The following is a 23,410-nucleotide window of genomic DNA, read 5'->3' on the forward strand; positions in this document are numbered from 1 at the left end:
AGAACCGTCCGGCGGTGCTCAGCTCGACGAGCTGCTGAGAACCGCCGGGCGGCGGGACGCGATGACCTTCTTCGCCAGCGACTTCGGGCTGGTGAGGAAGCCGAACCCCCACGACATGTGCATGGTGGCGAGGGCGACGGGTATCTGCAGCCGCGCCTTCAGCGGCAGCCCCTTGCCGGCCGGCACCGACCCGGCGACGATCGCCGCGAGGTAGCCGCCGGGGATCACGAACCCGAGCGGGGTGACGGCCGCGCCGACGACCAGGCCGGCTGCTATCGCGCAGACCGCGGTGGGCGGGGCGAGGTAGCGCAGGTTGATGGAGCCCTCGTGGTAGCGGGCGACGACGTGCCGCCAACGGCCGTAGTCCTTGTACTGCTTGGCGAGCGCCTTCACGCTCGGCCGCGGCCGGTAGGACACCCTCAGCTCCGGCGAGAACCAGATCAGCCCGCCGGCCTCACGGATGCGGAAGTTCAGCTCCCAGTCCTGGGCGCGGATGAACTCCTCGTTGTAGCCGCCCTGCTGCTCCAGTGCCTCGCGCCGGAAGACACCGAGGTAGACCGTCTCGGCCGGCGCGGCCTGTCCGCCCGTGTGGAAGGCGGCGTTGCCGACGCCGATCTTCGAGGTCATGGCGGCGGCGACCGCGTGCTCCCAGTCGTTCTCGCCCTCGGCGTGCATGATGCCGCCGACGTTCTGCGCGCCGGTCTCCTGAAGGAGCCGTACGGCGGTGGCGATGTAGTTCGGGGAGAGCATGCCGTGCCCGTCGACGCGGACGACGATCGGATGGCGGGAGGCCTTGATCGCGGCGTTGAGGGCGGCGGGCGTGCGGCCGGTCGGATTGGGGACCGTGTGGACGCGCGGGTCGTCGCGTACGAGCTCGGCGGCGATCTCGTCCGTGCGGTCCGTGGACGGACCGAGGGCGATCACGACCTCCATCTCGCCGGCGTACTCCTGCGCGAGGATCGCTTGGACGGCTCCGCGCAGATGCCGCTCCTCGTTGAGGACGGGCATGATGACGGACACGGCGGGGAGCTGCACGTCGGGCTTGGCGTTCATAGGACGCTCACGTTACCGCGAACGGGGGACACCGGTGCGCGCCGCGGGGTGCGCTGCACCGGGCGACAGATCGTACGGGCCTACGGTACTCACGGCTTCCCCCCGCCCCTCGGCCGTCGCCCGGAGGTGTCCCGTATGCCCATCGCACCGCCCCGGACCCGGCGCCGCCCGCCGCGCCTCCCGGTACGCCCCGTTCGCAGGAGACGTCCCCGCTGGGCCATGCGGGCGGCGACCACGCTCTCGGTCGTCGTGCTGGCCTCCGCCGGGATCGGGCACACCGTGGTCACCAGCCTCGACGCGGACATCGTCCGCGTGGACCCCTTCAAGGACATGAAGAACCGGCCGCGGGCCGGTCACGGCATGAACGTCCTGCTGGTCGGCACGGACGGCCGGGACCGGGTCACCGAGGCGGAGCGCCGCCGGTTCCGGCTGGGCGGGGCGCCCTGCCACTGCACCGACACGATCATGATCGTGCACATCTCGGAGGACCGGGAGCGGGCCAGTGTGGTCAGTCTGCCGCGCGACTCGTACGCCGAGACGCCCCCGCACACCGACCAGGTCAGCGGCAGGAAGCACCGCGGCCACCCCATCAAGCTCAACGCCGCGTACGCGGAGGGCGGCCCGCAGCTCACCGTGCGCACGGTCGAGGACATGACCCGGGTGAAGATCGACCACTATCTGGAGGTCGACTTCACCAGCTTCATGAAGACCGTCGACGTGCTGGGCGGGGTGAAGATCTGCACCGCGCGGCCCCTGAGGGACACGTACACGGGTCTGGACCTGCCAGCGGGCGAGCACACCCTGCGGGGCGGCGCGGCGCTGCAGTACGTCCGCTCCCGGCACGCGGACGCCTCCTCCGACCTGGGCCGGATGAAGCGTCAGCAGCGCTTCCTGGCCTCGTTGGTGGACCGGGCGACCTCCTCCGGGATCCTGTTGAACCCGCTGAAGTTCCGGGACGTGACGCGGGCGGTGCTCGGTTCGGTCCGGGCGGACCGCGGCTTCGGCACGGACGAACTCCTCGATCTGGGCCGGGCGATGCGCACCTTCTCCCCCGCCTCCTCCGAGTTCACGACGGTGCCGATCGGCCGGCTGGGTCTCGCGGTCCCGGGCATCGGCTCGACCCTCAAGTGGGACCCGGTGAAGGCCGAGCGCGTCTTCCGGTCCCTGCGCGAGGACAAGCCGCTGGCGACGGCCTCGCCGCGGCCGAAGCCCAGTCCCCGCGAGGAGGTCCTGCCGGTGGAGGTGCCGCCGCAGCAGATCCGGGTCCAGGTCGAGAACGGCACGACGACCAGGGGCCTGGGCAGGCGCGTGGACGACGCCCTGGCCGCGACGGGCTTCCGTACCACCCACCGCCCGGCCGACTCCCCCAGCCGGTCCGTCCGGCGCACGGTCGTCGTCCACGACCCCCGCTGGGACCGCTCGGCCAGGTCGCTGGCCGCCGCCCTCCCGGGCAGCGAACTCCGCCCCGCCCCGGGCCTCGGCCCGACCCTGAAGGTCGTCGCGGGCACGGACTTCCGCGAGGTACGGAAGGTCAGGGGGCAGGAACCGGTGGCGCCGGAGGCGGAAGTGGTGCGAGGGAACGAGGTGGGGTGCGCCTAGGGACGTACTCCGATGGCGGACGGCGTCCGGGGGGCGTAGGACGGTAGTGCACGGGGCCTGCCCCGGGCCCCTCATCCCCCCAGGAGGAGCCATGACCATGAACCAGTCCGGAGCCATGACGGCCATGAGCAAGGAGATGCAGGACTGCGTCCAGGCCTGCATGAACTGCCACAGCGTGTGCGAGGAGACCATGAGCTCCTGCATGCAGATGGGCGGCCAGGCCCAGATGCAGATCATGCGCGCGCTGATGGACTGCTCCGAGATGACCCGCATGTGCGCCGACATGATGATGCGGCGCTCGCCCATGTCGGCCGAGATGTGCGCGATGTGCGCCAGGGCCTGCGACATGTGCGCGGAGGCGTGTATGTCCATGCCGGACGACGCGCAGATGATGCGCTGCGCGGAGGCGTGTCGCCGCTGTGCCGAGATGTGCCGCGCGATGGCGGGCGCCCGGATGTGATCCGCGCCTGAACACAGGTCGAGGGGCACCCGCCCGGGTGCCCCTCGACGTGACGCGTCCTCAGGCGAACAGCGGCTCCAGCTCCCGCTCCAGATCGGCCGGTTCGCGGTAGTGGAGGGCCCGCATGCCGAGCGCGGCGGCCGCCTCCACGTTCTCCGGGCTGTCGTCCACGAACAGACACCGCTCGGGCCGTACGCCCGCCCGGGCCGCGCCGAGTTCCAGGATGCGCGGGTCGGGCTTGGCGAGGCCGACCCGGGCGCTGCTGACGACGTCGTCGGCGAGGTCGGTGAGGCCCATCGCGGCCAGGTCGGCCTCCAGGCCCGTCGTCGCGTTGCTGACCAGGACCAGCGGCACCCGGGTGCGGGCCCGGCGCAGCAGCGCGACCACCTCGTCGTCGGCGTGGAAGGGCGACTCCAGCAGCGCGGTGCCGAGCGACCAGGCGGTCTCCTCGTCCTCCACCAGACCGGCGAGGCCCTGGGCGATGGCGGCCACCCACTCCTGCTCGGTGATCTGCCCGAGCAGCAGCGGCCCGTCGACCTCGGGGGAGAACGCCACCTTCTTGGTGGTGCCCTCCGCCAGCCCGGCGGCGCGTTCCAGCGCCTGAAGATGGGTGGAGTCGAAGTGGCGTACCACGTTGTCGATGTCGCACAGCACGGCGTCGAAGGGACGGCCGGACGCCGGTCTGTCCCCACCCTGGTCAGTCACTGCTCACCGTGACCTTCTCGTCGTTGTTCAGTTCGTTCACCAGCTGCTTCACCTTGGTCTTGTCCCAGACCAGGTTGCCGCCGGAGGAGCCGGAGATCGGCATGTTCATCGAGACGCCGTCGCCGCCGTTGACGCCCTTCATGGCGAAGAACATCGAGCCCAGGTCGTACAGGCCCATGTCCTTGTCGACGATGAGGGAGTCCAGGCCCGCGCCCATCACCGGGTAGAACTTGAAGGGGTTGAGGACCGTCGACGGGGTCGCCACCTGGTGGGCGAGGGCCGCGAGGAACTTCTGCTGGTTCTTGGTGCGCTGGAGGTCGGACGCGGCGAACGCGTGCCGGGTGCGGACGAAGGCGAGCGCCTCCTCGCCGTTCAGCGTCTGCTTGCCCGCCTTGAAGTCGGCGCCCGAGTACTTGTCCTTGAACGCCTTGTCGATGGTGATCTCGACACCGCCGACCGCGTCCACGATGTTGGCGAACCCGGCGAAGCCGATCTCGACGTAGTGGTCGATGTGCAGCCCGGTGTTGTACTCGATCGTGCGGACGAGGAGTTCGGGGCCGTCCTCCGCGTAGGCCGCGTTCAGCTTCACGTGCCGGCCGGTGCCCTTGTACGTCTTGCCGGACTCGGAGCCCACGTACGTCGGGATCTCCACGTCCGAGTCGCGCGGCAGCGAGATCAGCGTGTCGCCGTTGGACCCGACGTGCAGGATCATCATCGAGTCGGTGCGCTTGCCCTCGGCGGAGCCGGTGTGCAGCTCCTTCTTCTCCTCCGAGGACAGGCCCTCACGGCTGTCGGAGCCGACGATCAGGTAGTTGGTGCCCTCGCCGGCCTCGGGCCGGTCGATGACCTTCGACAGGTCGACCTCGCGGCGCAGCTTGGAGTCGGCCCAGAAGTAGGTGGCGACCGACGTGACGACCATCACCGTCACGAGGGTGATCGCGGTCCACTTGATCCGGCGGCGCCAGTTCGGCGCGGGGCGGGCGGCCTGCCCGTACGCGCCGCCCGGTTCCCCCGGGCCGCCGGGCGAGCCGTACACCTGACCCGTGCTGTAGCCGCTGTCGTAGCCGGTCTGCTGGGCGTTGGTGTAGTCACCGTGTCCCTGGCCGCCCGCGTACGACGGCTGCTGCGGGACGCCGGGACTGTGCGGCGGGGCGGCCGGGCCCCGGCGGACCTGGCGCATGACGCGCGCACTCTCCGGCTGGGCGCTGGCGCTGCCGCCGCCGTAGCGGTTGCCGCGGTCGTTGTCGGACCATCCCTCGGGCCAATCGTTCATGCGGAACAGTGTGCCGGGCAGGGCTGTGTCCCTTACAAGGGGCGTCGGAAAATCAGAGCGCCGCTGTTGCCAAGCTGACACAAAATCCCGGGTTGTCCCCCTCGGCATAAGGTGGAGGTCATGACAGACCAGGTCACCGCAGTGGACTCGGACCTCCCGGACATCCCGGGCAAGCCCACGTCCGCGTCCCGCACCACCCTCAGCCACATCATGACCCACAACGACACCAACCTCCTGGGGACGGTGCACGGCGGTGTGATCATGAAGCTCGTCGACGACGCGGCGGGCGCCGTGGCCGGCCGGCACTCCGGCGGGCCCGCCGTCACCGCGTCCATGGACGAGATGGCGTTCCTGGAGCCGGTCCGCGTCGGCGACCTCGTCCATGTCAAGGCCCAGGTCAACTGGACCGGCCGGACCTCGATGGAGGTCGGCGTCCGAGTCCTGGCCGAGCGCTGGAACGAGTCCACGCCACCCACCCAGGTCGGCTCGGCCTATCTGGTCTTCGCCGCCGTGGACGCCGACGGCAAGCCCCGCGCGGTGCCCCCGGTCCTCCCGGAGACGGAACGCGACCGGCGCCGCCACCAGGAGGCCCAGATCCGCCGCACCCACCGGCTGGCACGCCGCCGGGCGATCCGGGAGCTGCGGGAGCGGCGGATCGCGGAGGGTTACGAGGACTGACCGCCGGGCCGGCCACGAGCGCTGTCTACGGGATCAGCTTCCCGAGCTTGTCGAGACCCTGGGTCCAGCCCTCGTCGTGCAGCGCGCGCCGCCGTTCGGTCGCGAAGCCCGTCTGGACACAGAGCAGCTCGGTCGAGGTACCGCCCAGGTCACGCAGCGACAGCGTCACCACGGTTTCCCGGTCCTCGGGGTCGGGTTCCTCCCACCGGAAGGTGAAGGACAGGCGCTCCGGAGCGACGACCTCGAGGAACTCCCCCACCAGGTGGAACAGCTCTCCTTCGGGGGGTTGCATGGCGATCCGGTAGCCGCCTCCCGGCCGGAGGTCGCTCTCCACGGCGGGGATGGTGAACCCGTCGGGGCCCCACCACCGGGCGAGTTCCCGCGGGTCGGTCAGGGCTCGGAACACGGTCGGCCGCGGCGCGGACAGGACCCGCCGCATCCGCAGCTCCAGCCCGTCGTCCTGCGTCATCACGCACCTCCTCGGCCGAAGGCGTCGGGGTGGACCACTCCCCCATCCTAGTGCGGCCGACGGCCGCGATCTCGCTGGTCAGGTGGTACGGACGGCTTCCGGGGAGGGGGCGCGGAAGACGTGGAGCGGCCCCCGGCGGGATGCCGGGGGCCGCTCCGTGGGCTCGAGGGTGCTTACGGCAGGTTGCGCGCCATGACGATGCGCTGGACCTGGTTGGTGCCCTCGTAGATCTGGGTGATCTTGGCGTCGCGCATCATGCGCTCGACCGGGTAGTCACGGGTGTAGCCGTAGCCGCCGAGGAGCTGGACGGCGTCCGTGGTGACCTCCATGGCCACGTCGGAGGCGAAGCACTTGGCGGCGGCGCCCTGGAAGGTGAGGTCCTTGTCGCCGCGCTCCGAGGCGGCCGCCGCCTGGTAGGTCAGGGCACGGGCGGCCGCGATCTTCATGGCCATGTCGGCGAGCATGAACTGGATGCCCTGGAAGTCGGCGATCGCCTTGCCGAACTGCTTGCGCTCCTGGACGTAGCCCTTGGCGTAGTCGAGGGCGCCCTGGGCGACACCGAGGGCCTGGGCGGCGATGGTGATGCGGGTGTGGTCGAGGGTCTTCATCGCCGTGGCGAAGCCGGTGCCCTCCTCGCCGATCATGCGGTCCGCCGGGATGCGGACGTTGTCGAAGTAGACCTCACGGGTCGGGGAGCCCTTGATGCCCAGCTTCTTCTCCGGGGCGCCGAAGGAGACACCCGGGTCCGACTTCTCGACGACGAAGGCGGAGATGCCCTTGGAGCGCTTGCTGGGGTCGGTGACGGCCATCACCGTGTAGTACTCGGAGACACCCGCGTTGGTGATCCAGCGCTTCACGCCGTTGAGGATCCAGTGGTCGCCGTCGCGGACCGCCTTGGTCTTCATGCCGGCCGCGTCGGAGCCCGCGTCCGGCTCGGAGAGGCAGTACGAGAACATCGCGTCGCCCTTGGCCAGCGGCGTCAGGTACTTCTTCTTCAGGTCCTCGGAGCCGGAGAGGATCACCGGGAGCGAGCCCAGCTTGTTCACCGCGGGGATCAGCGAGGAGGACACGCAGGCGCGGGCCACCTCCTCGATCACGATCACCGTGGCGAGGGCGTCCGCGCCGGCGCCGCCGTACGACTCGGGTACGTGCACCGCGTGCAGATCGCTCGCGACCAGCGCGTCCAGCGCCTCCTGCGGGAACCGGGCCTCCTCGTCCACCGCTGCGGCGTACGGCGCGATCTTCGCCTCGGCCAGTGCGCGGATGGCGTCTCGGAGCATGTCGTGCTCCTCCGACGGGCGGTACAGGTCGAAGTCAGCCGATCCGGCCAAGGTTGCTCACGCTCCAAAGACGCTAGCGATTACCGACGCTAATTACCGTTAAGTAACTCAAATTTTAGAGCGCCGACCGCGCGTCTGACACGTGAGCTGGACAACAAGGGGAAGCCTTGAGGGAAAGCGCCCGGCGAGGGGCTCCGACACGCCCCGGATATGCTCGGGCGCGCACCCTCGGCTTATCTTCCTGGAGCATCCATGAGCCTCAAGATCACCGTGATCGGCACCGGCTATCTCGGGGCCACGCATGCCGCGGCCATGGCCGAGCTCGGTTTCGAGGTGCTCGCCCTGGACGTCGTCAAGGAGAAGATCGAGAAACTGGAGCGCGGCGAGACCCCGATGTACGAGCCGGGTCTCGAGGAGCTGCTGCGGCGGCACGTCGCCGGGATCGAGGGCTCCACCGGGCGGCTGCGCTTCACCCTGGACTGGGCCGAGGTGGGTGCCTTCGGCGATGTGCACTTCGTGTGCGTGAACACCCCGCAGAAGCACGGCGAGTACGCCTGCGACATGTCGTACGTCGAGTCGGCGATCGCCTCCCTCGCGCCGCATCTGACCCGCCCGGCCCTGGTCGTCGGCAAGTCGACCGTGCCCGTGGGCTCCGCCGAGCGCCTCGCCCGGACGATCGCCGAGCTGGCGCCCGCCGGTGCGGACGCCGAGCTGGCCTGGAACCCGGAGTTCCTGCGCGAGGGCTTCGCCGTCGACGACACCCTGCACCCCGACCGGATCGTCGTGGGCGTGCGCAGCGAGCGTGCCGAGAAGCTGCTGCGGAAGGTGTACGCCACTCCGGTCGAGGAGGGGTCGCCGTTCATCGTCACCGACTTCCCGACCGCCGAGCTGGTGAAGACCTCCGCGAACTCCTTCCTCGCCACGAAGATCTCCTTCATCAACGCGATGGCGGAGGTGTGCGAGGCCGCCGGCGGTGACGTCGCCATGCTGGCCGAGGCCATCGGCCACGACGACCGCATCGGCAAGAAGTTCCTGCGGGCCGGGATCGGCTTCGGGGGCGGCTGCCTGCCCAAGGACATCCGTGCCTTCATGGCCCGCGCCGGTGAGCTCGGTGCCGACCAGGCGCTGACCTTCCTGCGGGAGATCGACTCCATCAACATGCGCCAGCGCGGCCAGATGGTGGAGCTGGCGCGGGAGGCCCTCGGCGGCGGTCCGTTCCTGGGCCGGCGGGTGGCCGTGCTCGGCGCCACCTTCAAGCCCGACTCGGACGACGTACGGGACTCGCCCGCGCTCAACGTCGCCGGGCAGATCCACCTCCAGGGCGCCCAGGTGACCGTCTACGACCCCAAGGGCATGGAGAACGCCCGCCGGGTCTTCCCGACGCTCGGGTACGCTCCCTCGGCCCTGGAGGCCGTGCGGGGCGCCGACGTCGTACTCCACCTGACGGAGTGGCGGGAGTTCCGGGAGCTGGACCCGGCCGCGCTCGGGGAGGTCGCGGCGGACCGGCTGATCCTCGACGGGCGCAACGCGCTCGATGCGGCGCTGTGGCGCAAGGCGGGCTGGACGTACCGGGCGATGGGGCGGCCGACGGCCTGAGGGCAGGGTGACGCCGGTTCGGCCGAGGCTCAGTCGGCCGAACCGGCGTCTGCGTGCATTCTGCCGTAAGCGCGTGCTGTCTGCCGTGTGAACTTCCTGTGCGTCTTGAGTCTTCCTGTGGGTTACCGGGGACGGCCGGGTTACCGGGGACGGCCGGGCGGGCACCCGTGCCCGTATGGCATCCGTGGTGCGTTTCCGTTCCGTCGTGCTCGACTGTCCCGACCCGCGTGCGCTCGCCGAGTTCTACGCGGCGGTCCTGGGCGGGACCCCCTGGGCCGAGGAGGGCGAGGAGGACTGGTACGTCCTCCAGGTCCCCGGCGGTCCCCGGCTCGCCTTCCAGCAGGTCGAGGGGTACACCCCGCCCGAGTGGCCGCGCGCCGACCGCAACCCGCAGCAGTTCCACCTCGACTTCGACGCCGGCTCCAGCTGGGCGGAGGTCGACGCGGCCCATGACAGGGTGCTGGCGCTGGGGGCGCGGCCGCTGGACCTGGAGGACCGGGAGAAGAAGGACTTCCAGGTGTACGCCGATCCGGCGGGGCATCCGTTCTGCCTGTGCCGGATCGAGCAGCCGTAGCCTTCCTGCCGGAACGACGGATCGAGCAGCCGCAGGCCGGTGGCTCACGCGTCGAGGTCGGTGATCCTCGCCGTCGACGCTTCCCTGCGCTCCTGTGCCGCCCGGGCCACGAAGTCGGCCGTGCGCAGGACGCGCTGGACGTTTCCCCAGGTCAGCAGGGCCAGGTCGGTTTCCGTCCAGCCTCGGCGGAGCAGTTCCGCGACGAGGTGCGGGTAGGCGGAGGCGTCGGCGAGGCCCTGGGGGTGGGCGGCGCCGGAGTCGAACGTGCCCGACAGGCCGACGCAGTCGGGGCCCGCGACGGCGCGGACGTGGTCGAGGTGGTCGGCGACGTCCCGCAGGGCGGGGCCGGTCTGCTCGGCGGTCAGCGGCACCATGCACACGCCCTTGGCCGCGCCCAGCTCGGTGAGCAGCCGGTCGGGGAGGTTGTCGGGGTGCGGGCTGAGGGCGCGGGCGGCGGAACGGGTGCACAGCACCGGGGTCCGGGAGAGCGCGAGGGCGCGGCCGATGGTGGCGTCCGAGGCGCCGGAGAGGTCGGCGAGCACGCCGAGCCGGTTCATCTCCCGTACGACCTCCTCGCCGAACCGGGTCAGCCCGGCCTCGCTCGCCCAGGAGGTGCCGGCGAGGGTGAGGACGCGCAGGCCGAGGGAGTGCAGGACGCGCAGGACGGCGAGGGAGTCGTCGAGGGCGGCGGCGGTGGCCGGGCCGAGGACGACGGCGACCCGGCCGCAGTTGCGGGCGTCGAGGACCTGCCCGGCGGTACGGGCGAGCGACATCCCCTCCGGGTGCGCGGCGATCACCGTGCGGGCGAGATCGAGCTCCTCCAGGGTGGCGCCCACCGCGCGACCGGCGGCGAGGCCGTCGGGCAGGTGCAGCGAGCAGAACAGCGCGCCGACGTGCCCGCGCCGCAGCCGGGGCACATCGGTGTCGACGGCGCTCTCGCCGAGCTGGAGGTCGTACCAGGGCAGCTGCCGCAGCGCCCGCGGCAGACCGCTGTAGCCGTCGGCGACGGGGTGCCCGGCGAGCAGGACGTGCGCCCGCTCCAGCGCGTCGGCCCCGGGATCGGGCTCCGGGTGCGGACCGGGGTCGGGGACGTACGGCCCGGCGAGGGGAACCGGCAGCTCGCAGACCTCGGGCGGGTCGTGCAGTTCGTCCTGGAGGTCGGCCATGACGGTCTCCGTACGTCGATCATCGGCAGCGATCAGCAGTACGGCCACCGTCGCACGGGGGCGAAGAGGCTTCCTGGTGGACGGGGCGTTCGGGGGTACGACGGTCGAATCCACGCACGAGGGCGGGGCGCCGGCCGCGCCGGCCGCCCCGCCCTCGGGGAGCACGCTCAGCCGTCGAGCGACTCGATCGTCGCGTGGGACGGCGCCCGCGTCGTCCGCAGGCCTCGGGCGACGTCCTCCGCCGCGCCCAGCACGCGCACCGCGTTCTGCCAGGTCAGCTTGGCGAGGTCGGCCGTGGACCAGCCGCGGTCGAGGAGTTCCGCGATCAGGTTGGGGTAGCCGGAGACGTCGTTCAGGCCGTCGGGGGTGAAGGCCGTGCCGTCGTAGTCGCCGCCGATGCCCAGATGGTCGATGCCCGCCACCTCGCGCATGTGGTCGAGGTGGTCGGCGACGGTCGCGACCGTGGCGACCGGGCGGGGGTTGGCCTCCTCGAAGGCGCGGTGCACCTTCATCGCCTCGGGGGTGGTGTCCAGGTCGAAGTAGCCGTGGGCGCGCAGGTTCGCACCCGCCGCCGCCGTCCACTCGACGGCGGCCTGGAGGACGAACTTCGGGACGAACGTCACCATCGCGACACCGCCGTTGCCGGGCAGGCGTTCGAGGACGTCGTCCGGGATGTTGCGGGGGTGGTCGCAGACCGCGCGGGCGGAGGAGTGCGAGAAGATCACCGGCGCGGAGGTGGCGTCCAGGGCGTCGCGCATCGTCGTCGCGGCGACGTGCGAGAGGTCGACGAGCATGCCCAGGCGGTTCATCTCGCGCACGACCTCGCGGCCGAACGCGGTGAGTCCGCCCGCCTTCGGCTCGTCGGTCGCGGAGTCCGCCCAGTCCACGTTGTCGTTGTGGGTGAGGGTCAGATAGCGGACCCCGAGCGCGTACAGGCCGCGCAGGGTGCCCAGCGAGTTGGCGATGGAGTGACCGCCCTCGGCGCCCATCAGGGAGGCGATACGGCCCTCCGCCTTCGCCGCCTCCATGTCCGCGGCGGTCAGCGCGGTCCTGAGGTGGGCCGGGTGGCGGTCGACGAGCCGGCGGACGCAGTCGATCTGCTCCAGCGTCGCCGGCACCGGGTCGGGCCGGTCCGCGCGGACGTACACCGACCAGAACTGCGCGCCGACCCCGCCCTCGCGCAGCCGCGGGAGGTCGGTGTGCAGATGGGCGGCCTGGGAGGTGGCGATGTCGCGGGCGTCGAGGTCGTAGCGGACCTGTTCGCGCAGCGCCCAGGGCAGGTCGTTGTGACCGTCGACGACCGGGAACTCGGCGAGGAGTTCCCGGGCTGCCTCCAGAGAGCTCAAGGCCGTCACTTCCCGAAGCCGAAGCCGTTGGAGCCCTCGACCTTGGCGCGCAGCCGCTTGCCCTTCTCGGTGGCCTGGTCGTTCAGCTCCTGCTGGAACTCGCGCATCCGGGCGAGGAGGTCCTCGTCGTGGGCGGCGAGCATCCGGACGGCGAGCAGACCGGCGTTGCGGGCGCCGGCGACGGAGACCGTGGCGACGGGGACCCCGGCCGGCATCTGCACGATGGACATGAGGCTGTCCATGCCGTCGAGGTACTTCAGCGGGACGGGCACGCCGATGACCGGCAGCGGGGTGACGGAGGCGAGCATGCCGGGGAGGTGGGCGGCGCCGCCGGCGCCCGCGATGATCACCTTCAGCCCGCGCCCGTCCGCCTGCTCGCCGTACGCGATCATCTCGCGGGGCATGCGGTGTGCGGAGACGACGTCGACCTCGTAGTCGATCTCGAACTCGTCGAGGGCCTGGGCGGCGGCCTCCATGACGGGCCAGTCGCTGTCGGATCCCATGACGATGCCTACGACAGGGCTCATTCGGTGATCGTGCCTCTCAGGTAGCCGGCTGCGTGACGGGCGCGCTCCAGCACGTCGTCGAGGTCGTCGCCGTAGGTGTTGACGTGGCCGACCTTGCGGCCGGGCTTCACGTCCTTGCCGTACATGTGGATCTTCAGCTGGGGGTCGCGGGCCATGCAGTGCAGATAGGCCGAGTACATGTCGGGGAAGTCGCCGCCGAGGACGTTGACCATGACCGTCCAGGGCGCGCGCGGGCGCGGGTCGCCGAGGGGGAGGTCGAGGACGGCGCGGACGTGGTTGGCGAACTGGGAGGTGATCGCGCCGTCCTGGGTCCAGTGGCCCGAGTTGTGCGGGCGCATGGCCAGTTCGTTGACGAGGATGCGGCCGTCGCGGGTCTGGAACAGCTCGACCGCGAGGTGGCCGACGACGTCCAGTTCCTTGGCGATCGTCAGGGCCAGCTTCTCCGCCTGGAGGGCGAGGGCCGGATCCAGGTCGGGGGCCGGAGCGATCACCGTGTCGCACACGCCGCCCACCTGCTGCGACTCGACGACCGGGTAGGCGACCGCCTGGCCGTGCGGGGAGCGGACGACGTTGGCGGCGAGTTCGCGGACGTAGTCGACCTTCTCCTCGGCGAGGACGGGGACGCCGGCCCGGAAGGGGTCGGCGGCCTCCTCGGCCGAGTCCACGACCCAGACACCCTTGCCGTCGTAGCCGCCGCGCACGGTCTTGAGGACGACGGGGAAGCCTCCCCCACTCTCGGCTCCGCTCGAGCGGGAGGTGCCCCCACCCTCCTCCGCGAAAGCCACCACGTCCCGCGGGTCGGCCACGATGCGGTGCCTCGGGCACGGCACGCCGATCGCGTCGAGCTTCGCGCGCATCACGCCCTTGTCCTGGGCGTGCACCAGCGCGTCCGGGCCGGGCCGGACGGGGATGCCGTCCGCCTCCAGGGCCCTGAGGTGCTCGGTGGGTACGTGTTCGTGATCGAAGGTGATCACATCGCACCCGCGCGCGAAGTCACGCAGCGTGTCGAGATCGCGATAGTCGCCGATGACGACATCGCTCACGACCTGCGCCGCGGAGTCCTGGGGGGTGTCACTGAGGAGCTTGAACCTGATGCCGAGCGGGATGCCTGCCTCGTGTGTCATACGAGCGAGCTGGCCTCCGCCGACCATGCCGACTACCGGGAACGTCACGCCCCCAGGGTATCGGCCGGGCCGGCGCGGCCGGATCCCGCGCCCGCCGGGGAGGGGGCCTGCGGTTCTTACCAGGCTTTTGAACGGCTCATACCAGCCGTTTGCCGCGTTCTTCCCGACCCGTTCCCGACCCGTGAGGCGCAGCACAGGAAACCGACAAGAGTGGTGGTTAGCATGGCTGGGTTGACGAAACCGAGACCCGGACGGGGGCCTGTACGACCATGGCACATGGTTCCTCGGGGCATGGACGGCTGCGGCGCGTAGGCCGTGAGCTGGTCAAATTCGGGGCTGTGGGCGGTGCGGGACTGCTGGTCAACCTCGGCGTGTTCAACCTCGTGCGCCATGTCACCGACCTCCAGGTGGTGCGCGCGAGTGTCATCGCCACGGTCGTCTCGATCGTCTTCAACTACATCGGGTTCCGGTACTTCACCTACCGTGATCGCGACAAGAGCGGGCGCACCAAGGAACTGACCCTGTTCCTGCTGTTCAGCGCGGTCGGACTGGTGATCGAGAACGGCTTGCTGTTCGCGGCCACGTACGGCTTCGGCTGGGACAGCCCGCTGCAGAGCAACGTCTTCAAGTTCCTCGGCATCGGCGTCGCCACCCTGTTCCGGTTCTGGTCGTACCGGACGTGGGTGTTCCGCGCCCTGCCCGCGAAAGAGGCCGTCGCCAGCGCAGAGTCCTTCCTGACGGAGGACTCCCTGATCGGCGAACAGGCCCGCAAGCCGAAGCCCCGCCAGCGAGTGGGCTGAGCCCGTGGCCCCGCCCCGGTGCCGCGCTGGGGGCTGCGCCCGCGCTGGGGGCTGCGCCCGCGCTGGGGGCTGCGCCCGCGCTGGGGGCTGCGCCCGCGCTGGGGGCTGCGCCCCCAGACCCCCGCTTCGGCCCTGAACGGGCCTCGTCCTCAATCTCCCCCAGAGGGGGCACCCCCGGACGGGCTGGAATGCGCGTACCGGCGCCGGGAAGTGAACCAACCTCTGCCATGGAGGCCCCGGCCCGCGAGGCCCTCCTACCTCACCATCGGTTCCTCGTCCTGCGCCGTCCGCTTCTGGGGGGCCGTGCGGGAGAGGAACAGGCCGAAGACCGGGGGCTGGGCCTGGAGCATCTCGAGGCGACCGCCGTCGGCCTCGGCGAGGTCGCGGGCGACCGCCAGGCCGATGCCCGTGGAGTTGCGGCCGCTGATCGTGCGCTCGAAGATACGGGCGCCCAGGTCGGCGGGGACGCCGGGTCCCTCGTCGGTGACCTCGATGACCGCCTGGTTGCCGGTGACACGGGTGCGCAGGGCGACCGTGCCGCCGCCGTGCATGAGGGAGTTCTCGATCAGGGCGGCGAGGACCTGGGCGACCGCGCCCGGGGTGCCCACGGCCCGCAGATGCCGCTTGCCGGAGCTGACGATGGCGCGGCCCGCGCTGCGGTAGGCGGGGCGCCACTCGGCCAGCTGCTGCTGGATGACCTCGTCCAGCTCGAAGGAGACGGCGGAGCCGGTGCGCGGGTCGCGGGCGTTGGTCAGCAGGCGTTCCACCACGTCCGTCAGGCGTTCCACCTGCGTCAGCGCGATCGTCGCCTCGTCCTTCACCGTGTCCGGATCGTCGGTGAGGGTGATCTCCTCCAGGCGCATCGAGAGGGCCGTGAGGGGCGTGCGCAGCTGGTGGGAGGCGTCCGCGGCCAGGCGGCGCTCCGCCGTCAGCATGCGGGCGATGCGTTCCGCCGAGGAGTCCAGGACGTCGGCGACCCGGTCCAGCTCGGGGACTCCGTAGCGCTTGTGGCGCGGGCGGGGGTCGCCCGAGCCGAGGCGTTCTGCGGTCTCCGCCAGGTCGGTGAGAGGGGAGGCCAGCTTGTTCGCCTGGCGGATGGCGAGCAGGACCGCCGCGACCACCGCCAGCAGCGCCACCAGGCCGATGATCAGCAGGGTGCGGCCGACCTCGCGGGTGATCGTGGAGCGGGGCTCCTCGACCCGGACGGTCTCGCCGCCCTCCCCCCGCTCCTCGGCGTGGATGACCTCACCGGAGGGCTTGCTGCCCACCTCGATGGGCGCCCGGCCGGGGATGCTGATCACGGCGTAACGGTCCTGCGTGACCTGGTCGCGCAGGATCTCCGAGGTGACGTCCTCGGAGCTGAGCAGCCGGCTGTCCACGATCCCCACCAGCCGCACCGCCTCGGAGTCCACCCTCTCCTGGGCGCTGTTGCTGATGGTGCGGCTCTCGACGATGACGAGCGACACGCCGAAGACGGCGATGACGACGAGCACGACGGCGAGGGTGGACTGGATCAGTCGGCGGCGCATGTCCTCATATCCAACGGGACCGTGAGCTGTTCATCCAACGGGACCGTGGGTTCTCAGCTCTTCTCGAACCGGAACCCGACACCCCGCACCGTGGCGATGTACCGGGGATTCGCCGCGTCGTCGCCCAGCTTCTTCCGCAGCCAGGAGATGTGCATGTCGAGCGTCTTGGTGGACGACCACCACGTGGTGTCCCAGACCTCGCGCATCAGCTGGTCACGGGTGACGACCCGCCCCGCGTCCCGGACGAGGACCCGCAGCAGGTCGAACTCCTTCGCCGTCAGCTGCAGCTCCTCGTCGCCCATCCAGGCACGGTGCGACTCGACGTCGATCCGCACCCCGTGGGTGGCGGGCGGCTGCGCGGGCTCCGCGGCGCCGCGCCGCAGCAGGGCCCGTACCCGGGCGAGGAGTTCGGCGAGGCGGAAGGGCTTGGTGACGTAGTCGTCGGCGCCCGCGTCGAGACCGACGACGGTGTCCACCTCGTCGGCGCGCGCGGTCAGGATCAGGATGGGCACGGCATGGCCCTCGGAGCGCAGCCGGCGCGCCACCTCCAGACCGTCCATGCCGGGCAGCCCGAGGTCCAGCACGACCAGGTCGACGCCACCCTGCATCCCGGCGTCGAGCGCGGTCGGTCCGTCCTCACGCACCTCGACCTCGTACCCTTCCCGGCGCAGTGCGCGGGCCAGCGGCTCCGAGATGGACGCGTCGTCCTCGGCGAGCAGTACACGGGTCATGAGCTGATGGTAGTCCGCAGGGGGCACGGCCCGAAGTGTGATCGGCGCCGCTGTTTCTTACCCAGGGACATGCCGGACAAGCGGGGCGCCACGCCGACGGCAATCTTGGTACGGACCTATGGTCGAAAGATGGCAGGATGGGGCGGACCTTCGAAACCCTCCCGCGGCTCCTTGATCACCTGTGATCCCTGTCTCAAACCCTTCCATATCCGGCACTCTCCTGACGTATGGTGAAACAACGCCTGTAGCACCGCGGCGACCTTTGGCGCACTTGACGCCGAAGGTCTCTTTTGTGTGCGGGCCGGTGCGGGACGCGTCCCCCGCCGGCCTTGAAAGGAATGACCTCTGGCCGGGCCCCTGCTCGCGCAACGCGCGTAGAGGCGTGGATCCCGGTGGTCGCCGTCCACCGCTCCGCGATCCGGGGCGGACTCCCCGAGGGCGTGGGGCGGACGGACCGACCCGCCGGTGCCGGCCGCCCCCCACCGGGCGCGCATCCGCTCAAGCAAGCGCGTCCCGAGCAGCAAGGAACGACCATGGCGTCCAGCCTGACGAAGGACTCGGTCCGTCCGGGCACCCCCGGCTCCGGGAAAACCTTCTTCGGCCACCCCCGCGGACTGGCCACTCTCTTCATGACCGAGATGTGGGAGCGCTTCTCCTACTACGGCATGAAGGCCCTGCTCCCGCTGTACCTGGTGGCACCGGGCGGCCTGCACCTGAGCGCGGCCACCGCGACCGCGATCTACTCGGTGTACCTGTCCCTCGTGTACCTGCTCGCCCTTCCCGGCGGCTGGTTCGCGGACCGTGTCCTCGGCCCCCGCAAGACCGTCGCCGTCGCCGGCGCGATCATCATGCTCGGCCACCTCACCCTGGCGCTGCCCAGCGCCGGCACCTTCTACGCGGGCCTCGGCCTCGTCGCGGTCGGTTCCGGCCTGCTGAAGGCCAACATCTCCACGATGGTCGGCCACCTCTACGAGGGCCCGGACGACCCGCGCCGTGACGGTGGCTTCACCGTCTTCTACATCGGCATCAACCTCGGCGCCTTCGCCGCCCCGCTGGTCATCGGCACCATCGGGGAGAACGTCAACTGGCACCTGGGCTTCGCCCTCGCCGCCCTCGGCATGGCGCTGGGTCTCGCCCAGTTCCTGCTCGGCAGCCGTCACCTGAGCTCCCGCTCGGACGTCGTGCCCACCCCGATGACCCCCGCCGAGAAGACCGCCACCCTGCAGAAGGCGGGCGTGTGGGCCGCCATCGCCGTCGTCTTCTACGCGATCGTCGGCTTCACCGGCCACTACACCCTGAACTGGCTGCTGGTCCCGATCACCATCGCCGGTCTCCTCATCCCGGTCCTGGTCATCTCCCGCATCAAGCGCGACAAGGACCTGAACCGCGCCGAGCAGTCGAAGATGTCCGCGTACATCTGGTTCTTCGTCGCCGCGGCCGTGTTCTGGATGATCTACGACCAGGGCGGCTCGACCGTCTCCCTGTTCGCCGACTCCTCCGCCGACAACACGATCTTCGGCTGGGAGTTCCCGGTCTCCTGGTACCAGTCGGTCAACCCGGTCATGATCATGGCTCTGGCGCCGGTCTTCGCCTGGGCCTGGCTGGCACTGGCCCGGCGCGGCAAGGAGCCGAGCACCGCGGTGAAGTTCGCGATGGGCCTGTTCATGATCGGCGCGTCCTTCTTCCTGTTCCTCGCCCCGCTGGCGATCGCCGACGGCGGTCACAAGGCGGCCGCGATGTGGCTGGTCGGGATCTACTTCGTCCAGACGATCGGTGAGCTGACGCTGTCGCCGGTGGGTCTGTCCGTGACCACGAAGATGGCGCCCGCGAAGTACGCCTCGCAGATGATGGGTGTCTGGTTCCTGGCGGTCACCGCCGGTGACGCGACCACCGGTCTGCTGTCCATCGCCGGTGTCGACCTGAACAAGACGGGCATCGTGGCCTTCCAGGCGGTGCTCGCCGTGATCGCCGGCGCGGCGGTGTGGATGTACCGCAAGCGGGTCAGGGAACTCATGGGAGACGTTCACTGACGTCGGTCCGCAGCCGACGGAGGCCGCCGCACCCCGTGTGGGTGCGGCGGCCTCCGTGCGTGCGGCGGCCTCCATGCGTGCGGCGGCCTCCATGCGTGCGGCGGCCTCCGTGCGTGCGGTCGGTCTAGCTCGTCCTGCGTCGCGGCATGAACGTGAACACCGCCGCTCCCAGCAGGACGGCCGTGCCCGCGATCAGGCCCAGCGCCTTCAGGGAGGCGTGGTCGCCGGAGCCCGTCTCCGCGAGGCCGCCGCTGGTCGTCGTACTGCTGCTCGACGACGAGTCGCCGCCCGACGCTCCGCTCGCCTGCTCCTCGGTGTTCAGGGTCAGGGAGACGGCCGTGCTGTCCGGGGTGCAGGTGGTGGTCGTGCCCATGGCCTCGATCACGAGGACGCCCGGGGAGAGCGTGGACTCGCCGGTCGCGCCGGGCTTGTAGGTGCCCTTGAGGTCCGGGATCTCGATCGGGCTGTTCTGGGGGATCGCCTCGGCGTTCAGCGGCCCCTCCACCTTCACCGTGCCCTCGTCCGCGCCACCCAGCACGACCTGCATGGTCGGCTTCACCTTGCCGGCCGGGATGTCGATCGGGCTGTCCATCACCGACTTCTTGAACTGCACGGTGAGGTCGTAGCTCCCGCCGTCCTTCTTGGCGTTGATCTGGATCGGCGAGGTCGCCTTCTTCTCCCCGAGGGGTGACTGGCAGGTGTAGGGGATGTCCACGACCTTGCCGGTGAAGTCGGTCTGGCCGTCGTCGCCGGTCTCGCTCGCGGACGCGCTGGGGGTCGTGGAGGTGCTGGCGGACGCGCTCGCGGACGGCGACTGGCTCTGGCTGGCGCTGGCGCTGCCCGACGGGTCCGGCGAGGCGCTCGAACTCCCCTCCCCCGCCGTCACCGTGATCGTCGCCGCCGGCTGGACGCTCTCCGAGGGCGTGCAGGTGGTGTTCGTGCCCAGCGCGTTGACGACGTACGCGTCCGGGGTCAGCGTCACCTGACCCGCCGCCGTCAGCGTCAGCGTGCCCTTCATGTCGGACAGCACCATGTCGCCGCCCTTGGGGATCGCCGGGTTCTCGCGCGGGCCCACCATGTCGACGGACGCGGTCTGCGCGCCGGCCGCCTTGAGGGTGCCGGACGGCTGGACCGAGTCGGCGGGCAGGTCGATGATGTCGGGATTCTTCGACGCGGCCTGGGTGAACTTCCAGACGATGTCGACGGTGTCGCCGACCTTCGCCGTGGCCGGAGCGGTGATGTCGACCTTGGTGGTGCCGTCGATCTCGGGCAGGCCCACGCCCGAGGGCGGCACACAGTGGGTGGCGTAGGACACCTCGGCGGCCTGGGCCTGCCCCGCCGTCACGCCGAGCAGCGCGGCGGCCCCGGCGAACAGGACGGCGGCGCCCGCCGCTGCCGCTCTCTTCCGCCCGGCCCCTCGCGGGGGTGGTACGGCTCTCTCACTCACTTGGATCCCTTCCTGCCGGGAGTCGTGGACTCGTCGGGTGCTCGTCGTGCGGTGCGGAGAGCCGGCCCGCCGCGGCCGGACCGGTGTCCGGGGTGAACCACGGCAGGGTCGTGGAGGTGGTGGGTGGTTCCTGGCGTGTTCGTGGTTCCTGGCGTGTTCGTGGTCCCTGGCGTGTTCGTGGCCGGACCCGGTCCACCACCGCCATCCCGATCCGGAACACCGCCGTCGGCACCACCAGGCAGAGCAGGATCCAGAACAGGGTCACGCCCCAGGGGCGACCCACACCCCACGGCTGCTCCGCGAGGACCTTGCCGCCGTACTTCAGGGAGACGGTGTAGTCACCGTGGGCTCCGGCGGAGAGCTCGACGGGCAGCTTCACGCGCGCCTTCTTGCCGGGCGCGATCGTGCCGCGCCACTGCCGCTCGTCCCACTGCGGGGAGAACACCCCGTGCGCGGCGCCCACCTGGAACACCGGGTCCTTCACGGTCGTGGTGCCGAGGTTGCCGACGGTGAAGACGAGCGTGCGGGTGGGCGGCGCCCCGAACCAGGTGAGCAGCCCGCCGGAGCCCTCCAGCCGGGTGTCGGTGAGGACGGCGAGCCGTCCCTCCGCGTCCGATGCGGGGGGCAGTGGCTCCACGGCGTGCCCGGCCACCTGGAACGCCGCGTCGGCCTGGGCCTTCGCGCCGGTCGCGGTGGCCACGTGCACCACGCACGGGCACGGCACCGGCGGCTCGGCCACCGGGAGGCGGCGGCTGAAGCGTCCGTCGGCGTCGGTGGTGACGGCACGGCCGTCGGCGTTGGCGCAGGAGTTGGTGCCGCCGATCACCCCGCGCGCCGGGGTCGCCCGACCGCAGACCAGCAGCATCAGCAGGGTGCGCGAGCGCCAGCCGCTGCCGCTGACGGTGATCGAATCGCCGGTCCCCGCCTGGGACGTGGAGAGGGTGACGGCCGGTTTCCCGGCCGCCGTCGCCGTACCCGTCAGCGGGAACAGAAGGAGAAGAGAGAGGAGAAGGGGAAGGAGAAGGACCAACCCCGTGATCCGCGGCCTGCCGTTCACGTACCCGCTCCCCTCGAATCGGCCTCGCGCCCACGCCGTCGTACGACCGCCACGGCCCCCGCCGCGACCGACAGCACGCCCCCGCCCGCGACCGCCGCGCCCCACGGCACGAACCGGGCCGACGTGCGGCCCGTGGCCCGCGCGGCGCCGGGCGCGGTGACCGTCAGGCGTACGGTCACGGCGTCCAGGGCCGGGCGGTCGGGCCACGGTTCGTCGAGCCTCAGCCTGCGGCCCGGCGGCAGCCGGACGGGCAGGGTGCGCGGCGCGCGGTCCAGTACGGTGCCGAGGACGCCGTCCGCGCGTACCGCGAGCCGGGGGACGAGATCGGTCGTACCCCGGTTGACCAGCTCGTACGTGATCCGGTCGCCGCGCACGGCCACGTGCTCGACGGTCAGCGCGGCCAGCTTCGGGCCGCCGACCCGCACCAGCAGCCGGACGGTGATCTGCCGGCCGCCGCCCGTCGACTCCCGTACGACGATCGCGCCGGAGCGTTCGCCGGGGGCCGCGTCCGCCGGGACCGTCACCGTGAAGGGCACCTCGGCGCGGGTGCGGGCGGGCACCCGGACGGCGGTCTCGGCGAAGGCGACCGGGAGACCTCCGAGGCCGGTGCCGCGTAGGCGAACGGTGAGCGGCCGGGTGCCACGGTTGGTCACGGCGACCGTGTCCTGGAGCACCGCGCCGGGCGCGCCCTCCGCGTAGAAGGACGGCCGCCCGCCACCCGAGGGCGCGGCCGACCAGCCGCCGGCCGGGGCGGCGGCCACGAGCAGGGGCAGCGTCAGGGCGAGGGGCAGGTGCAGCAGCAGGGCCCGGGCGTACGGCATCGGCGGCTCCAGTGGCTCTTGTTGCCGGTCTCTCGCGATGGCGGGTGGCTGAGGTGGGGGGTGGGGGCGTCAGCCGGGCTGGTTCCGCCGGGTCAGCCACAGGACGCCCGCTGCGCCCGCGAGCAGGACGGTGCCGCCGAGGGTGCCGAGGGCGATGGCCGAGTCCTCGGGACCGGTCTGCGGGAGTTCGCCGCCGCTGTCACCACTGCTCCCGCCGCTTGCGCCGCTTCCGCCGCTCGACGCGGTGACGTCGAGGGTGAGGGAGGGGCCGGGGTTGTTGGTGGGCGTGCAGGTGGTGGTCGTACCGAGCGCCTTGATGGTGAGGATGGCGGCCGTGAAGGTGACCTTGCCGGACTCCTTCGGGGTGTACGTGCCGCTCAGGTCGTTGATCTTGATGGGGGTGTTCTCGGGGATCGCGGCCTGGTTGGCGGGGCCGGTGACGGTCAGGGTGCCGCTGTCGGCGCCGCCCAGCTTGATGGTGGCGCTCGGTTTCATCGAGCCCGCGCCGAGTTCCACGGGGCTGGAGGAGACGCCTTTCTGCCAGGACATGGTGATCTTGTAGCCGCTGCCGCTCTTGACACCCTTGATGTCGATCGGCGAGACGGCGCTCTTGTCGCCGATGGGCGTCTTGCAGGAGTAGTTGACGTCGACGACCTCGGCCATGGCCGCGGGGGCGGCCATCCAGACCGCCGACCCGGCCAGGGCCGCGGCCGTCGCGAGCGCGGCGGTTCGCTTCCGGTTCGACACGGTCCCCTCATTCCTGACAGTTCCTGCCGTTTCCCCATCACAACCTGACGAGGCATCAGATCGAGCCGTCAAGGTACGCCCGGGGGGATGAGGAGGGAAGAGAAGAGCAGCGCCGGAGTTGTGACGATCCGACGGGTGGGTTCAGGGGGTTTTGAGGATGCGAGGGGTTGGGGGGCGTGGGGAGGGCTGGCGGTGCGGGGGGCGTCCGGGGGGTGGGCCACCTGGGGTGCGGTGACCGCCTGGGGCGCAGTGGGAAGGCGAGGGCCGCCCGGGGCACGGGGGTCGGGGGCGTCCCGGGGGGGGGCGGGGGGTCCCAGGGTGCAGTGAGCGCGAGGGCCGACCGGGGCATGGGGTCGGGGGCGCCCCGGGGGGGGCGGGGGGTCCCAGGGTGCAGTGAG

The 23,410-nt window shown here is 71.4% G+C and carries 22 protein-coding genes; 7 read left to right on the forward strand and 15 right to left on the reverse strand.

What is annotated here, in order from left to right; all coding sequences use genetic code 11:
* Positions 1 to 18: 18 nt before the first annotated feature.
* Positions 19 to 1,053: a glycosyltransferase family 2 protein gene (locus tag ACIRF9_RS47955; protein ID WP_403836417.1), complete on the reverse strand. Its 1,035-nt coding sequence runs from the start codon at positions 1,051 to 1,053 to the stop codon at positions 19 to 21.
* 135 nt (positions 1,054 to 1,188) lie between these two features.
* Here ACIRF9_RS47955 and ACIRF9_RS47960 point away from each other — a divergent pair, with 135 nt between their 5' ends.
* Both ACIRF9_RS47960 and ACIRF9_RS47965 read left to right on the forward strand, forming a co-directional pair.
* Positions 1,189 to 2,652: an LCP family protein gene (locus tag ACIRF9_RS47960; protein WP_403836418.1), complete on the forward strand. Its 1,464-nt coding sequence runs from the start codon at positions 1,189 to 1,191 to the stop codon at positions 2,650 to 2,652.
* Positions 2,653 to 2,743: 91 nt separating this feature from the next.
* A complete protein-coding gene (locus ACIRF9_RS47965; RefSeq protein ID WP_403836420.1) occupies positions 2,744 to 3,112 on the forward strand; it encodes a four-helix bundle copper-binding protein in 369 nt (122 codons plus the stop codon).
* A 60-nt stretch (positions 3,113 to 3,172) separates the two neighbouring features.
* Here the strand turns inward: ACIRF9_RS47965 and ACIRF9_RS47970 are convergent, their stop codons facing one another.
* Positions 3,173 to 3,817 carry an HAD family hydrolase gene (locus ACIRF9_RS47970; RefSeq protein ID WP_403836422.1) on the reverse strand — a complete coding sequence of 215 codons (645 nt, stop codon included), beginning with the start codon at positions 3,815 to 3,817 and terminating at the stop codon, positions 3,173 to 3,175.
* Positions 3,810 to 5,090 (reverse strand): LCP family protein, encoded by a 1,281-nt coding sequence (locus tag ACIRF9_RS47975; protein WP_403836424.1) that lies wholly within the window; start codon positions 5,088 to 5,090, stop codon positions 3,810 to 3,812. Before ACIRF9_RS47975 ends, ACIRF9_RS47970 begins: the two co-directional genes overlap by 8 nt.
* A gap of 120 nt (positions 5,091 to 5,210) precedes the next feature.
* Here ACIRF9_RS47975 and ACIRF9_RS47980 point away from each other — a divergent pair, with 120 nt between their 5' ends.
* A complete protein-coding gene (locus tag ACIRF9_RS47980) occupies positions 5,211 to 5,768 on the forward strand; it encodes an acyl-CoA thioesterase (protein WP_403836426.1) in 558 nt (185 codons plus the stop codon).
* 25 nt (positions 5,769 to 5,793) lie between these two features.
* Here ACIRF9_RS47980 and ACIRF9_RS47985 read toward each other — a convergent pair whose 3' ends face one another.
* A complete protein-coding gene (locus ACIRF9_RS47985) occupies positions 5,794 to 6,237 on the reverse strand; it encodes an SRPBCC domain-containing protein (RefSeq protein WP_403836428.1) in 444 nt (147 codons plus the stop codon).
* A gap of 173 nt (positions 6,238 to 6,410) precedes the next feature.
* Positions 6,411 to 7,568, reverse strand: coding sequence for an acyl-CoA dehydrogenase (locus ACIRF9_RS47990; protein WP_403836430.1), 1,158 nt, complete (start codon positions 7,566 to 7,568; stop codon positions 6,411 to 6,413).
* A 201-nt stretch (positions 7,569 to 7,769) separates the two neighbouring features.
* On the opposite strand from ACIRF9_RS47990, the gene ACIRF9_RS47995 reads away from it, so the two are divergent.
* Entirely contained in the window at positions 7,770 to 9,113 is a 1,344-nt protein-coding gene (locus tag ACIRF9_RS47995) for a UDP-glucose dehydrogenase family protein (protein ID WP_403836432.1), read from the forward strand.
* Between the two features lie 175 nt (positions 9,114 to 9,288).
* The gene (locus ACIRF9_RS48000) at positions 9,289 to 9,687 is read left to right on the forward strand and encodes a VOC family protein (RefSeq protein ID WP_403836434.1); all 399 of its coding nucleotides are present in this window, start codon (positions 9,289 to 9,291) and stop codon (positions 9,685 to 9,687) included.
* Positions 9,688 to 9,731: 44 nt separating this feature from the next.
* On the opposite strand, the gene ACIRF9_RS48005 is transcribed toward ACIRF9_RS48000, so the two are convergent.
* The 4 genes from ACIRF9_RS48005 to ACIRF9_RS48020 form a co-directional block, all read right to left on the reverse strand.
* Positions 9,732 to 10,853 (reverse strand): dipeptidase, encoded by a 1,122-nt coding sequence (locus tag ACIRF9_RS48005; protein ID WP_403836436.1) that lies wholly within the window; start codon positions 10,851 to 10,853, stop codon positions 9,732 to 9,734.
* Between the two features lie 167 nt (positions 10,854 to 11,020).
* Positions 11,021 to 12,208, reverse strand: coding sequence for a dipeptidase (locus ACIRF9_RS48010; protein WP_403836438.1), 1,188 nt, complete (start codon positions 12,206 to 12,208; stop codon positions 11,021 to 11,023).
* Positions 12,205 to 12,726: a 5-(carboxyamino)imidazole ribonucleotide mutase gene (gene purE, locus ACIRF9_RS48015; protein WP_403836440.1), complete on the reverse strand. Its 522-nt coding sequence runs from the start codon at positions 12,724 to 12,726 to the stop codon at positions 12,205 to 12,207. The genes ACIRF9_RS48010 and purE overlap by 4 nt, the downstream gene beginning before the upstream one ends.
* A complete protein-coding gene (locus ACIRF9_RS48020) occupies positions 12,723 to 13,898 on the reverse strand; it encodes a 5-(carboxyamino)imidazole ribonucleotide synthase (RefSeq protein ID WP_403836442.1) in 1,176 nt (391 codons plus the stop codon). Before ACIRF9_RS48020 ends, purE begins: the two co-directional genes overlap by 4 nt.
* A 221-nt stretch (positions 13,899 to 14,119) precedes the next feature.
* Here ACIRF9_RS48020 and ACIRF9_RS48025 point away from each other — a divergent pair, with 221 nt between their 5' ends.
* On the forward strand, positions 14,120 to 14,650 hold the full coding sequence (locus ACIRF9_RS48025; protein ID WP_403836444.1) for a GtrA family protein: 531 nt from the start codon (positions 14,120 to 14,122) through the stop codon (positions 14,648 to 14,650).
* Positions 14,651 to 14,904: 254 nt separating this feature from the next.
* On the opposite strand, the gene ACIRF9_RS48030 is transcribed toward ACIRF9_RS48025, so the two are convergent.
* Together ACIRF9_RS48030 and ACIRF9_RS48035 are read right to left on the reverse strand one after the other, a co-directional pair.
* A complete protein-coding gene (locus ACIRF9_RS48030) occupies positions 14,905 to 16,179 on the reverse strand; it encodes an ATP-binding protein (RefSeq protein ID WP_403836446.1) in 1,275 nt (424 codons plus the stop codon).
* A gap of 53 nt (positions 16,180 to 16,232) precedes the next feature.
* Positions 16,233 to 16,910 carry a response regulator transcription factor gene (locus tag ACIRF9_RS48035; RefSeq protein WP_067251025.1) on the reverse strand — a complete coding sequence of 226 codons (678 nt, stop codon included), beginning with the start codon at positions 16,908 to 16,910 and terminating at the stop codon, positions 16,233 to 16,235.
* Positions 16,911 to 17,443: 533 nt separating this feature from the next.
* On the opposite strand from ACIRF9_RS48035, the gene ACIRF9_RS48040 reads away from it, so the two are divergent.
* On the forward strand, positions 17,444 to 18,940 hold the full coding sequence (locus ACIRF9_RS48040) for an oligopeptide:H+ symporter (RefSeq protein WP_403836448.1): 1,497 nt from the start codon (positions 17,444 to 17,446) through the stop codon (positions 18,938 to 18,940).
* Positions 18,941 to 19,064: 124 nt separating this feature from the next.
* On the opposite strand, the gene ACIRF9_RS48045 is transcribed toward ACIRF9_RS48040, so the two are convergent.
* The 4 genes from ACIRF9_RS48045 to ACIRF9_RS48060 all read right to left on the reverse strand — a co-directional run bounded on the left by ACIRF9_RS48045 (position 19,065) and on the right by ACIRF9_RS48060 (position 23,012).
* Positions 19,065 to 20,315 (reverse strand): hypothetical protein, encoded by a 1,251-nt coding sequence (locus ACIRF9_RS48045; RefSeq protein WP_403836460.1) that lies wholly within the window; start codon positions 20,313 to 20,315, stop codon positions 19,065 to 19,067.
* A 64-nt stretch (positions 20,316 to 20,379) separates the two neighbouring features.
* A complete protein-coding gene (locus ACIRF9_RS48050) occupies positions 20,380 to 21,444 on the reverse strand; it encodes a hypothetical protein (RefSeq protein WP_403836450.1) in 1,065 nt (354 codons plus the stop codon).
* Positions 21,441 to 22,265: a hypothetical protein gene (locus ACIRF9_RS48055; protein ID WP_403836452.1), complete on the reverse strand. Its 825-nt coding sequence runs from the start codon at positions 22,263 to 22,265 to the stop codon at positions 21,441 to 21,443. The genes ACIRF9_RS48050 and ACIRF9_RS48055 overlap by 4 nt, the downstream gene beginning before the upstream one ends.
* Before the next feature lie 69 nt (positions 22,266 to 22,334).
* Positions 22,335 to 23,012: an LPXTG cell wall anchor domain-containing protein gene (locus ACIRF9_RS48060; protein WP_403836454.1), complete on the reverse strand. Its 678-nt coding sequence runs from the start codon at positions 23,010 to 23,012 to the stop codon at positions 22,335 to 22,337.
* Between the last annotated feature and the right edge of the window lie 398 nt (positions 23,013 to 23,410).

The organism is Streptomyces sp. NPDC096132 (assembly GCF_044763345.1).
GTDB lineage: Bacteria > Actinomycetota > Actinomycetes > Streptomycetales > Streptomycetaceae > Streptomyces.